Source organism: Thalassobacillus sp. C254 (assembly GCF_001310615.1).
On sequence record NZ_BAXQ01000004.1, the window covers coordinates 131,292 to 144,485 of the forward strand.

Annotated in this window: 10 protein-coding genes and 4 pseudogenes; 13 read left to right on the forward strand and 1 reads right to left on the reverse strand. The window is 41.1% G+C overall.

What is annotated here, in order from left to right:
• Window positions 1–492 precede the first annotated feature (492 nt).
• A pseudogene (locus tag JCM19033_RS06730) lies at window positions 493–3,340 on the forward strand (2-oxoglutarate dehydrogenase E1 component).
• Window positions 3,340–4,599, forward strand: coding sequence for a 2-oxoglutarate dehydrogenase complex dihydrolipoyllysine-residue succinyltransferase (odhB, locus tag JCM19033_RS06735; RefSeq protein WP_054635747.1), 1,260 nt, complete (start codon window positions 3,340–3,342; stop codon window positions 4,597–4,599). The pseudogene JCM19033_RS06730 and the gene odhB overlap by 1 nt, the downstream one beginning before the upstream one ends.
• Window positions 4,600–4,669: 70 nt before the next feature.
• Here the strand turns inward: odhB and JCM19033_RS24120 are convergent, their stop codons facing one another.
• Window positions 4,670–4,843, reverse strand: coding sequence for a hypothetical protein (locus JCM19033_RS24120; protein WP_198153430.1), 174 nt, complete (start codon window positions 4,841–4,843; stop codon window positions 4,670–4,672).
• A gap of 159 nt (window positions 4,844–5,002) precedes the next feature.
• Here JCM19033_RS24120 and JCM19033_RS25175 point away from each other — a divergent pair, with 159 nt between their 5' ends.
• From JCM19033_RS25175 to JCM19033_RS06785, 11 genes and pseudogenes are all read left to right on the forward strand, one after another.
• A complete protein-coding gene (locus JCM19033_RS25175) occupies window positions 5,003–5,482 on the forward strand; it encodes a hypothetical protein (RefSeq protein ID WP_269758010.1) in 480 nt (159 codons plus the stop codon).
• 72 nt (window positions 5,483–5,554) lie between these two features.
• Window positions 5,555–5,872 (forward strand): hypothetical protein, encoded by a 318-nt coding sequence (locus tag JCM19033_RS25180; protein WP_374701207.1) that lies wholly within the window; start codon window positions 5,555–5,557, stop codon window positions 5,870–5,872.
• A 173-nt stretch (window positions 5,873–6,045) separates the two neighbouring features.
• Window positions 6,046–7,466, forward strand: a pseudogene (ablA, locus tag JCM19033_RS06745) (lysine 2,3-aminomutase).
• Complete coding sequence (locus tag JCM19033_RS06750; RefSeq protein ID WP_054635749.1) at window positions 7,466–7,750, forward strand: YokU family protein; 285 nt, start codon at window positions 7,466–7,468, stop codon at window positions 7,748–7,750. The pseudogene ablA and the gene JCM19033_RS06750 overlap by 1 nt, the downstream one beginning before the upstream one ends.
• A gap of 69 nt (window positions 7,751–7,819) precedes the next feature.
• Window positions 7,820–9,178: pseudogene (locus JCM19033_RS06755) on the forward strand (aspartate aminotransferase family protein).
• A 40-nt stretch (window positions 9,179–9,218) separates the two neighbouring features.
• Window positions 9,219–9,897: pseudogene (locus JCM19033_RS06760) on the forward strand (CoA transferase subunit A).
• Entirely contained in the window at window positions 9,882–10,535 is a 654-nt protein-coding gene (locus JCM19033_RS06765; RefSeq protein WP_054635750.1) for a 3-oxoacid CoA-transferase subunit B, read from the forward strand. The pseudogene JCM19033_RS06760 and the gene JCM19033_RS06765 overlap by 16 nt, the downstream one beginning before the upstream one ends.
• A 495-nt stretch (window positions 10,536–11,030) precedes the next feature.
• Window positions 11,031–11,216, forward strand: a complete 186-nt coding sequence (locus JCM19033_RS06770) for a hypothetical protein (RefSeq protein WP_054635751.1) — start codon at window positions 11,031–11,033, stop codon at window positions 11,214–11,216.
• A complete protein-coding gene (locus JCM19033_RS06775) occupies window positions 11,213–11,698 on the forward strand; it encodes an HAD family hydrolase (RefSeq protein ID WP_054635752.1) in 486 nt (161 codons plus the stop codon). The genes JCM19033_RS06770 and JCM19033_RS06775 overlap by 4 nt, the downstream gene beginning before the upstream one ends.
• A gap of 100 nt (window positions 11,699–11,798) precedes the next feature.
• Entirely contained in the window at window positions 11,799–12,401 is a 603-nt protein-coding gene (locus tag JCM19033_RS06780; RefSeq protein WP_054635753.1) for a class D sortase, read from the forward strand.
• Between the two features lie 165 nt (window positions 12,402–12,566).
• A complete protein-coding gene (locus JCM19033_RS06785) occupies window positions 12,567–13,112 on the forward strand; it encodes a hypothetical protein (protein WP_054635754.1) in 546 nt (181 codons plus the stop codon).
• Window positions 13,113–13,194: the final 82 nt, after the last annotated feature.

Genomic DNA, 13,194 nt, shown 5'->3' on the forward strand with positions numbered 1-13,194 from the left:
AATAGTTAAGCTTTAAAAATGATACCGAAAAAATTAAAAAATTTTTGCGAGAGTGCCTGAAAAATCATGTTTTTTATTGTACAATAGATTTATAGCTTTCACATATTAGACACAAATTGACGACTTGTTACAATCTGTATTATATCATAGGCATGATGATTCGTTTTTTCTCAAAGTCCTTACTGAATTCTCAGCAAAGAAATGCGACAAAACACGGGATATTTTTGAGAATGCGTTTACATCATGTTAAAATTAATTGGTGAAAGCGTTCTCCCCAAATGGGGGTGCTTTATCCATAAATTAACATTTGTTTATAGAAGTACTTCTCGCATTAGTCCAATGACTCAGGAGGAGTGGTTAGAAAAAAGAGTTTTAAGGAATTAAGGGCAATGGAAGACCATCCTACATAAGAATCTTTCATTCAGAATAATAAGTTTTACTGTCACCCATGTTCAAAATTTTTCATCACTTAGTAGTTGGAGGTTTGTTCAGATGAGCAGAAAAGCAACCAAGCAGGGGGAACCATGGGAAGGGTTTTACGGTCCTAACCTTGGGTACGTATGGGATCTTTACGAACAATATCAGGAAGATCCAAGTTCCATAGATCCTGATATGAAAGACTGGTTTGATCAATTTGGTCCGCCTTCCAGTGACGTAAAGATAGTTAACGGACATGCACCTGCACAGCAAGAAGGAGAAACAGCTGCTAGCGTACATAAAGTAGCAGCCGCCGTTAAGCTAGCTGAAAATATCAGAGTTCATGGTCACTTGTCTGCGGATATTAATCCGCTTAAAGAGCCGGGAGACGATAATCCTTTTTTAAACCCCAAGGAATATGGATTAACTGAGGAAGATCTTGAAAGACTTCCAGCAGATATCATTTGTCCTGATGCTCCGTCTCATGTGACTAATGGCCTTGAGGCGATCAGCCATCTAAAGGACTCTTATACAAAAACAATCGCCTTTGAATTTGACCACGTTCATGATGTAGAAGAGCACCAGTGGCTAAATAAGATGGTTGAATCAGGTGAAATTTATAAAACGTTATCTGATGAGAAAAGAAAATCACTTTTCACCAGTTTACGTGAAGTAGAAAGTTTTGAGCAATTTTTGCATAAAACCTTTGTCGGTTCAAAAGAGGTTTTCTATAGAAGGTGTCGATACCTTAGTTCCCATCGTTGATGAATATGTACATGATTCAGCCCGCGGAGGAGCGGAAGATGTCATGATCGGAATGGCGCACCGGGGCCGCCTGAGTGTTCTTGCTCACGTGCTTGGTAAGCCATATGACATGATCTTCTCTGAGTTTCAGCATTCTCCTAACAAAGAGCTTGTTCCATCAGAGGGATCCACCGGAATTAACTATGGGTGGACTGGAGATGTGAAATATCACTTAGGTGCTGAGAAATCTATTCAGCAGGAGTCTTATGAAACAAGAATCACTCTTGCAAATAACCCGAGTCACTTGGAATTCGTAAACCCGGTAGTAGAAGGGTTTGCCCGTGCAGCACAGGATGACCGGTCTGCGCCGGGTTTCCCGAGACAAGATGCCTCTAAGTCAACAGCGATCATTATACATGGGGATGCTGCCTTCCCAGGAGAGGGCATCGTAGCCGAAACGTTAAACCTAAGCCGGCTTAAAGGGTATCAAACTGGCGGAACACTCCACATTATTGCTAACAATCAGCTTGGATTTACTACAGAGTCTCATGATTCCCGTTCTACGATGTATTCAAGTGACTTGGCAAAGGGCTATGAAATCCCTGTTGTTCATGTAAATGCTGATGATCCGGAAGCATGTATTGCAGCGGTGCAGCTTGCTTATGAATATAGGAAAAGATTCCAAAAGGATTTTCTCATTGACTTGATCGGCTACCGTCGTTTTGGTCATAACGAAATGGACGAGCCTGCTGCGACACAGCCTCATCTTTACGAGAAAATCAGAAAGCATAAGACTGCCAGTGAATATTATGCTGACCGTTTAATTCAAGATGGACTGATCACTAAGGAAGAAGCTGAACAAATCAAGGAAGATATGATGGCGAACCTGCAGGAAAAATATGACAAGGTATCTGGTAATAAATCAGATGAACCAGTCCCAGTTGAAATACCCGAGGAGGTAGAGTCAAGACTTCCAACTATAGAAACAGGGGTAGAGACAGATCAACTTCGTCATATCAATAAAGAATTAATCACGTGGCCAGAAGGTTTCTCGGTCTTTCCTAAATTAGAAAAGATTCTTAAACGCCGGGAAAAAGCATTTGAAGAAGGTGGAAAGATTGATTGGGCGCACGCTGAAACGTTGGCTTATGCCTCTATTATTACTGATGGAACCCCAGTCAGGCTGACTGGTCAGGATTCCCAGCGCGGAACATTTGCTCACCGACACATCGTGCTCCATGACTATAAAAATGGGGATATTTATTCTCCTCTTCATACATTATCTAACGCGAAAGCATCCTTTGCGGTCCATAACAGCCCGCTTTCTGAAGTCCGTAGTAGGTTTTGAATATGGATACAATGTTCATTCACCAGAAACGCTTGTTTTATGGGAAGCGCAATTTGGAGATTTCGCAAACGCTGCTCAGGTCCTGTTTGATCAGTTTATCTCTGCAGGCCGGGCAAAATGGGGCCAGAAGTCTGGTATGGTTATGCTTCTGCCGCATGGTTATGAAGGACAGGGCCTGAACACTCCAGCGCCCGCCCAGAACGCTTTTTGACACTAGCAGCTGAAAACAACTGGAATGTCTGCTACCTGTCCAGCTCTGCTCAGTATTTCCACTTATTAAGAAGGCAGGCTGCTATTTTGGAAAAAGAGGAAGTAAGACCATTAGTACTTTTAACACCTAAGAGCTTATTGCGTAACCCAAATGTTGCTTCTTCTGCAGATCAGTTTACCCAAGGTCATTTTAAGCCGATTTTGGAAGAACCGAAAACTGGACAGGATGCAGAAAAGGTTGAACGTTTGATCTTCTGTACTGGAAAAATGGCAATTGATTTGCATGAAACGATAAATGATGATATGGATACAAGCTGGCTTCATATTGTAAGAGTAGAAGAAATCTATCCTTTCCCTGAGGAAGAGATTCAAGAAGTGATCTCACGTTACAATAATGTAAAAGAAGTGGTATGGGTACAAGAAGAACCTTCCAATATGGGAGCGTGGACTTATATCCAGTCGTTACTGCGCCAGGTGGCACCAGAGGGGGCAGATGTAAGCTACATCGGACGAAGAAGACGTTCCAGCCCATCTGAAGGTGATCCGAAAGTTCATAAAAAAGAACAGTCCCGCATTATCAATGAAGCACTGAACCAGAAATCAGAAGGAGGCCCTAAATAATGGCTGAAATCAAAGTACCAGAACTCGCTGAATCTATTACAGAAGGAACGATTGCAGAATGGCTGAAGCAGCCGGGTGATCAAGTGGAAAAAGGTGAAAACATCGCTGAACTCGAAACAGATAAAGTTAACGTAGAAATTACTTCTGAAGAGTCCGGTATCATTCAGGAGCTCGTAAAAGAGCCTGGAGATACAGTTCAGGTTGGGGATGTCATTGCAATTGTAGGGGAGTCTGCTGGCGGTGCAAGCAAAGAAAAGAAAGAAGCACCTAAGCAAGAATCAGTTAAAGAGGATGCGAAGCAGGAATCTCCAGCTCAGGAGGAGACAGAAGAGGTTCCAGCTTCTGAACGTCCTGTCGCTTCACCGGCTGCTCGTAAGCTGGCACGTGAAAAAGGAATCGATATCAGCCAGGTGCCAACGCGTGATCCACTAGGCCGTGTCCGTAAAGAAGATGTGGACTCCTATGAGGCAAACAAAGGATCCGAGCAAAAGCAATCACAGCCTTCAGCACCTAAAAAAGAAGCTGCTCCTGCAGCAAATAAAGATGAATTCAACGGTAAGCCAGTGGTAAGGGAAAAAATGTCCCGCAGACGCCAAACCATTGCGAACCGTTTAGTAGATGTACAGCAAACGTCTGCCATGCTGACTACTTTCAATGAAGTTGATCTTTCTGCGGTCATGGATTTGCGGAAAAGAAGAAAAGATGCATTCCTTGACCAGCATGATGTAAAGCTTGGTTTTATGTCATTCTTCACGAAAGCAGTGGTAGCTGCCTTGAAGCAGTTCCCATATCTTAATGCGGAAATACAAGATAAAGAGATCGTGAAAAAAGAGTTCTATGATATTGGCATGGCTGTATCTACTGACGACGGACTCGTCGTTCCTGTTGTCCGTGATGCTGACAGATTGAGTTTTGCCGGAATCGAGCAGGAAATACTCAATTTGTCTAAAAAAGCCCGTGATAACAAGCTAGCCCTGTCGGATCTTCAAGGTGGAAGCTTTACCATCACAAATGGTGGTGTCTTTGGTTCCCTGCTTTCCACACCGATCCTGAATGGACCACAAGTTGGTATCCTTGGGATGCATACGATCCAATGGCGCCCAGTGGCTATTGATAAAGAAAAAATGGAAAATCGCCCAATGATGTATATTGCCCTGTCCTATGACCATCGTATCGTTGATGGTAAAGAAGCTGTAGGGTTCCTTGTAAAAGTAAAAGAACTTTTAGAAGACCCAGAAACTCTCCTTCTTGAAGGATAAGGACATCATCAGTCTATAAAACTTTGTAAAAAGAATCCCCTGTATGTACGGGGGATTCTTTTTTTGTACTCTACTCTCTTCTGTTATCTCCTAATCGAGGATCTTCATCGTAGCTTAGGGTTATGACTCTCGTTGACTCCCCATTTTTAATCTCTTCCTCTGTTGCTCTTTCACTGAGTTCTTCATCGTCATCTATCCCATTCGCAATTGTTGGTTCTTCACCTTGTCTGCCCTTTTCTTTCATTTGAATTCCACCTTCCTTATTAAAAATTTACACTATGATTATGGTGTGCAATTTTCCAGAAAATAAACCGGTGATCAATGGTGTTTTCGTGGGTGGTAAGGGCTTCTTTTTCTACATATATTGGTGGAAGAAAGAAATTTGGACAGAAAGGAGCATCTAGTGAATTTACAATCCGAAACAATCATTGTGCATCAAGATAACCTTCAGGCAGAAATAGAATTGGATTACTTTAACAAACGACTGCGTGTGGATGGATTTTATGGTTCAACGGATGTATTGCTCGACATCATCCAAAAGCTTACTGTAAACAAACCGGTTGAAAAGCTAATTATTTATTCATTCCAGGAAAATTGGATGTCACTCCTTGAGAAGGGGTATACCCCAGAGGCTGTCTTTTCAAAGTATTTCAGCGGTGCGGATAATTATGCAATGGTAAAATATCAAACGAATGATCGTCGGTACACCGCCAGCTGGCTGGAGGAAGATGAGTTATTGACAAAACTCCTTAAAACAAACCTCAGGAAAAAGGATCCAGACAAGGTACCTGCTGCCTATACAATAAGAAAAGCAAATGAAAGGGATTGTACGGAACTTGCCCGTTTATACAGCCAAGTATTCTCTATCTACCCACTCCGATGAACGAGCCTGCCTATGTAAAAAAGAAGCTGAGTGAAGGACAGGTTTTTTATGTAGCCGAAAAAAATAAAAAAAATCGTCAGTGCTGCTTCGGCAGAGGTAAATCATACGTATCGTAATGCAGAATTAACAGATTGTGCAACAATCCCGGAAGAAAGAAAACATGGTCTTATGAAATTTCTTCTACAAGAATTGGAAAAGGATTTGTACAAGCAAAAGATCATCTGTGCTTATTCAATTGCCAGGGCTCTTTCCTTTGGCATGAATACCGCTTTCTACCAACTAGGGTACTTGTACAGGGGGAGGCTGACGAATAACTGCTATATATATAATTCCCTTGAAAACATGAACGTATGGGTGAAGGACCTGACTGTTCACCAGTCCTTTCTGTAAGGAAATGGGTGTTCTTTAAAATATATTTCATTTATTTGTCATAAGCATGGACTATAAACTGCTTTTTTCATAATGAAAAAGTTTTTCTAAAGATCATAGCCCTGTTTAATAGCAGCAACTGAGCCTTTCATTTACGTCTATCCTGAATGAAACCTTGAAAAGGAGGTCATTTCATGAATCATAAGCTTTATAAACCTAAGCTTCACTGGAGTGAATTTGAGCTTTGGAAAGATATTCCTGAAGAGAAGTGGAACGATTGGATCTGGCAGCTTACCAACACGATCCGTACGTTAGATGACTTAAAAAAGATTATTCACTTAACTCCTGAAGAAGAAGAGGGCGTTAGAATTTCAACGAAAACCATTCCTTTAAATATTACCCCTTACTATGCTTCACTAATGGATCCAAATGACCCGCGCTGTCCTATTCGCATGCAGTCCGTACCCATAAGCAAAGAAATTCAGAAAACGAAGTATGACATGGAGGACCCATTAGAAGAAGATGAGGATTCTCCGGTTACGGGACTCACGCACCGCTATCCGGACCGGGTGCTGTTTTTGGTTACAAATCAGTGTTCTATGTACTGCAGGTATTGTACTAGAAGGCGTTTTTCAGGACAGATTGGAATGGGGGTGCCCAAGAAACAGCTTGACGGCGCCATAGAATATATAAAAAATACACCATCGGTGAGAGATGTTTTATTATCTGGAGGAGACGGGTTATTAATTAATGATAAAATCCTTGAATATATATTAAAAGGGCTAAGAGAGATTCCACATGTAGAAATTATCCGCATTGGAACAAGAGCACCTGTAGTCTTTCCGCAACGGATTACTGAGAACTTGTGTAACATCTTAAAGAAATATCACCCTGTTTGGTTAAATACCCACTTTAATACATCTCTCGAGATTACAGAAGAGGCAAAGAAAGCTTGTGAGATGCTTGTAGATGCAGGCGTGCCTGTAGGAACCAAGCGGTTATATTGGCGGGAATTAACGATAGTGTTTCTATAATGAAAAAACTCATGCACGATTTAGTCAAAATACGCGTCCGGCCTTACTATATATATCAATGTGATTTATCAGAAGGAATCGGCCATTTCAGGGCACCGATTTCAAAAGGACTGGAAATAATGGAAGGGCTGCGCGGCCATACTTCAGGCTACAGTGTCCCCACTTTTGTAGTCGATGCACCTGGGGGAGGAGGGAAAATTACTCTCCAGCCTAACTACATCATTTCTCAGAGTCCAGAAAAAATAGTGATGCGTAATTTTGAAGGTGTGATTACCACGTATCCTGAACCAGAAAATTACACTCCCGGGACGGCAGAGGGTTATTTTACACAGGTGTATGAAGACCTGGAGGATAAAGAAGCGAAAACGGGCATTGCCTCTCTCTTAAATGAAAAACAGAGCACACTGATTCCGTCAACATTAGAAAGATATGACAGAAGGAAAAGCTTCCAAAGTAATTCTTCTCACAAGACGTTAAAGGATTTGCGTGAAAAGAGAGATGAGTTGAAAGAGAAAAAATATCAAGCCCAGCTGAAAAAAGGAAAGACAGATTCTGGTGGAAGTAAGGAGGAAAAACACTGATGATTCTTTGTGAATGGTGTGAGTCAGAAAGCGCCGTTACATCCAAAACTACAGTGTATTGGGAACTTCCTGATGGAACCAGAGCAATAGAAATTACAGATACTCCTGGTGTGCAGTGCAAAGAATGTGGCATGGTATACCAGGAAGAAGACACGATTATTCAACTGGAAGACCAGTTGTTACTCATCGATACAGATCAAGTCGCTAAAAGTATATCGTATCAAAAGCTAATGGAAATTCCTCGCAGGTTAAAACGAAATTACTTTAGGTACGATGAACTGTAGGCCGAGAATGGTTTTAAGATGAAAGATGGAATGCTCCTTCCTGAGCCAGGATGAAGAGAGGAAAAGAACATGAAGAAATCCCTATTAATTAAACCTTTTCTTACAAAAAGCTATCCTGCTGCTTCTTATGGATCTGGAATTTATATATATGATACAGAAGGAAAAAGATATATAGACGGCTCTTCAGGTGCAGTAACAGCAAGTATTGGGCATGGAATACCAGATATAATTGGAAAAATGGAAGAACAGTCAAAAAAATATCTTTTGTATACCGCTCTCAATTTACAAACTCTCCAGCAGAACTGCTGGCTCATAAAATAAATGAAGCAGTAAACAGCGAAGAGAATTACTGGTCTTTTTTTGTAAATAGCGGATCAGAAGCAACGGAAACAGCTATGAAGATCGCTATTCAGCATTTTCAGGAACAAGGGCTTTTTCAAAAAAATAAAATTATTTCCAGGTGGATGAGCTACCATGGTATCACCATGGGATCCCTGTCATTATCAGGCCATAAGCTAAGGCGGGAAAAGTTTGTCACCCTTTTAGAAGATGGGCCAAATGCAGAGGCTCCTTATTGTTATCGCTGTTCATTTCATATGGAATATCCTGAGTGCAATATGATGTGTGCTTTGGATATAGAAAGAGCAATTAAAAGAGCTGGAAAAGAAAACGTTGCGGCATTTATTGCCGAGCCCATAATTGGAGCAGCTGGAGGAGTCATTGTCCCCCCACCAGGTATTATGAACAAGTCCAGGAAATATGCAAAAAGAACAATGTACTGTTTATAGCTGATGAAGTAATGACAGGCTTCGGACGGACTGGAAAAATGTTTGCTTTAGAGCACTGGATATCAGAAGCAGATATTATTGTAACCGGAAAAGGTCTTTCAGCGGCTATGCGCCAATAGGAGCTGCTCTTTGCAAGGAGAGTGTTCTGCATCCTGTGCTTAATGGCTCAAAGAGTATTATGAGCGGGCATACTTTCAGTGCAAATCCACAGTCAGCCGCTGCCGCTCTTGCTGTCCTTGATTACATGAATAAACACCAATTAATTGAAAAAGCAAGCCTGCAAGGCAAGTATTTATTTAGAAAGCTTAAAAAGCTGAAACAGTCTACTCCAGTAATCGGTGAAGTTAGAGGGAAGGGGCTTCTTGCCGGAATAGAACTCGTATGTAACCCAGTATCAAAAAAGCCATTTCCGAGAAAGGCAGCAGTAACCGAAAGAGTGATAAATAAAGCACAGCAAAAAGGACTGCTCATATATCCAGCCACAGCAGGAGAAAGAGGATACGAAGGTGATGCAGTCATTATTGCCCCCCCGCTTATTGTAACGAGAAAGGAAATCGATGAAATGATGACGATATTGCAGGATGTTTTTCAGGAACTTCTGCAAGAGCTTTGCAAAGAAGGACATCATTTTGTGTCGTAAGAGGGGAGTCATGGAAATAATGGATTCTCAGGCAAAAAATATGAAGAACAAAATGTCGACAATCAAAAAGGCACTCGAACCTTTAAGAGACGGCATGGTTCTAATGTATGGAGGGTTTGGCGGGGTAGGAAACCCTCCTTCACTAATAAAAAGTATAGTTGACTCAAAAGTAAAAGACCTGGTTCTTATTGGCAATGATGCATCGTTTCCAAACATTGGAATCGGCAGGTTGGTTAAAGAAGGAAGAGTAAAAAAATTAATTGCCTCCCACATCGGGTCAAACCCAGTAGCAGGTTCTCTGATGAATGAGGGAAAGCTTGAAGTTGAATTTTCTCCCCAAGGATCTTAGCTGAAAGAATCAGAGCGGGTGGCATGGGGCTCGGAGGCATTCTAACTGACGTGGGCATAGGACGATGGTAGAGAAAAATAAAGACACAATTACTATAGCCGATAAGGATTTTCTTATCGAACGGCCTTTACGGGCAGATGTATCCATTGTGTATGCAAAAAAAGCGGATACGTTCGGTAATTTAATCTATGATAAGAGCGCAAGAAATACAAATCCCCTGGTAGCGATGGCGGGCAGCTACACGATTGCAGAAGCTGAAAAAATTGTACCAGCTGGAGAACTGGATCCGGAAATGATTGTGACTCCCGGTTTATTTATAGATAAAGTGGTACAAAGTGAAGGGATCGATTGGACATGGGCATGGGAATAGACAGTCGGAGAATCATTGCTAAGCGTGCCGCACAAGAAGTAACAGACGGAATGATCGTAAATCTGGGGATAGGTATTCCTTCTCTAATTCCTGAATATGTTGCTAAGGATGTTCATGTAATGTTTCATGCGGAGAACGGGATATTAGGGATGGGGCCTTCACCCGGGGAAGGGAAGGAAGACCCGGCATTGTGTAATGCAGGGGGCTTTCCCATTACCTTGAAAAAAGGAGCTTCTTACTTTGACAGCGCTACAGCTTTTGGAATGATAAGAGGTGGATATATTGATCTGTCAGTTCTCGGGGGCTTGGAAGTAAGTCAGAGAGGGGATCTGGCCAATTGGATTGTGCCTGGTAAAAGGGTGCCTGGTATTGGAGGAGGCATGGAGCTTGCCTGTAAATCTAAAAAAGTAGTGGTTGTAATGAGTCATGTAGATAAATGGGGAAAGTCAAAAATTGTCTCTTCCTGCTCTTTGCCCTTAACTGCAAAAGAATGTGTTTCCACGATTATTACAGACATGGCTGTTATTGCTGTAACTGATAAAGGCCTTTGCTTAACTGAGGTTATGTATCCCTATACCGTGCCAGAAGTTATCGAACAAACCGATGCCCCCCTTTTCATTTCTCAACATCTTGCCTGATAGGAGGTTGGTGACACGACCTCCCCTTTCTAGATAGAATATATTATAAAAGGTTTCTTTCAGCTGGAATACAATTAACCACTGTCAAAGACGCAAATGTACCATGGTTGAAGCTTTTACTACCGCGGGCAACGCTTCAGCTAAAGACCACTACTCAATGGAGATCTTCAGCTGTTGCTTTCCCCCCTGGACTCTATACCTAATTCAGATGGTTTTCGTTAGAAAATTTGCCGACTTGAATGATGGACAACCATCCGGAGAATGGGATATCTCTTTTTCCTGAAACTGCCTCAACGTTAGGGGTCCTTACATAAAATCAAGTGATCGTATGTCTGCTCCCTGAGGATGCCATTTCTTTAATTGTAAGAACCACTTCCTTTTCATGCAGAAAAATAGCTGCTAACCATCTATGAAAAAAGGGTAAGAAAAAAGAGATGGGAGAAAAAGTGGTCCTGCTAATTGATTAAATGAAAAGAAAAGGAGAGTCATACGTTAATGACGAAAGCGATATTCTTAGATTTTTTTGGCACCATTGTTTTTGAGGATAACGAGATGATTAAGGAAATCAGCAAAAAAACAGCTGACCGGGCAAACAATCCTTGTACCTGGCAGGAGGTAAATGAGTACTGGTGGAACCGCTTCTCTGAGATGTTTGAGGAAAGCTACGGGGAAGATTTTTGAGACAGCGAGAAATTGAAATTATTTCCTTACAAGAAACATTGGATTATTTCGACGCTGAGCTTGATGCTGATAAACACGCCCAATTTATTTTTGACTACTGGGAAAGACCTGAAATATATAAAGATGCTGAACTGTTTTTAAAAGAAGTTAAGGTTCCTGTCTTTATTCTTTCAAATATTGACAAGCTGGATTTAGAAAAGGCAGCCGACTTCCATCACCTTCATGTAGAGGGACTGATAACCAGTGAAGATGTGCGTGCTTATAAGCCACGAGTAGAAATATTTAAAGAAGGGTTAAAGCAAGCAGGCTGCAGGCCGGAAGAAGTTCTTCATGTGGGGGATTCTTTGAAAGATGATGTGCAAGGAGCGCAGAAAGCAGGTATTAAAGCAGTCTGGATTAACAGGGGAAAAAGAAATAATCCAGTTCATGTCTCTCCGGAATTTGAAGTGACCAGGCTTACCGAGCTGTTTAATTATATATAATTTATTCTAAGAGTAGTACAGCAGATGAAAAGAAAAAAATTGAAAGATATGGGTTTATTTCTGCTATAATTTTTGAAAAAATAGAAAAAAGGAGGTTGGCATGGAAAAAATACTTATTGCTATTATCGGGCTGGGCCTGAGCATGGCAGCTTTCTATGGGTATCAGTGGTATAGTAGTTCCCAGGCTGTAATCAAGATACCCTCCGAAGAAAGTGAGGAACTGTCAGCTCATGCAGTCGCTCCAAGCGAGAACATAGAACATCAAGATCCTCAAATGAGTGATGAAGTGGAGAATTTTACAACTGGGGAAGAGATGGCCCAGTTAAAGATACCGTCTATCGAAACAGGCTACCCTGTGTATTGGGGAGCAGATGAGGAAACACTCGATCAGGGTGTTGGAATGTATGTAAGCGAATGGACTACGACTCCAGATGAGTTCAGACATACAGTAGTAAGCGGGCATAGAGATACTGTATTTACCGCATTAGGTGATGTGAAGGAAGGAGATTCTTTGTTTATAGAGTATGAGAATGAGGTGTACGAGTATGCTGTTAAGGACATATGGATTACTGGAGCTGAGGACAGAACGGTGATTGTCGACAAAGAGACACCAACACTTACTCTTACAACCTGTTACCCGTTTGATTATATAGGTAACGCTCCTGATCGTTATATCATACAAGGCGAAATGGTCACAAATTGAAAAAGGTGTGGAAAGAGCCCACATCTTTTTTCTATGTCTTCAGAAAAGTGGTGGAATCATATTACGGAAAAAATGTGTAAAAGAGTGAAAAAATCTCCAAAAACTATTTTAATTTTACTGTACTTTATTTTATAATAAAAAAAACAAACTGAGGTGATGATGTCAGTGGTAAATATTACCGAGCAATTTATTAAGGTGCAGCGAGAAATGGAACAGGCATCACTGTTAACTGAGGTAGTTTTTGGAACCTTTCATATAAACTTAAAAGAACAGAATTTCAAGGTAATTATTTGTAATAAAGCAAGGACACTAAGGGTGGAACATGGACGGTCCTCAATGGCACTTGAAGAAGAAAGAAACCAGTTTAAAGGAAACAATGATGATCGAAAAGCCCTTGAAATATTAGTAGAGGTGCTTGAAGTAAATGAAATTACATCCCTAGTGGAAAATGGGAGTCTACTTTTGGACTTTATAGACATTCAGGAGTATAAGGCTGTGAAGGAGCAGGCTTATGCGGAGAATCTGCCAATTGAAGTCTTCTTAAAGAAAAAGAAGGTAAATGAGTTTGTAATTGGATTACTTGAAATCCGGGCTAAATATAGAGAGCTGCACAGAGTAACGGAAATCAGCGAGTATAAGAGAAGAGAAGAGAAAGTCTTTCATTATATTAAGAAAATAGAACAGAAAGCTAAACAGCAATTCGCTCATTAACTATGAGATCAGCTTTGTTTTTGGAGAGACTTCCAGTGACAAAGGGTTTTTTCATATAAACTTTTGTAATGACTGGAATGGA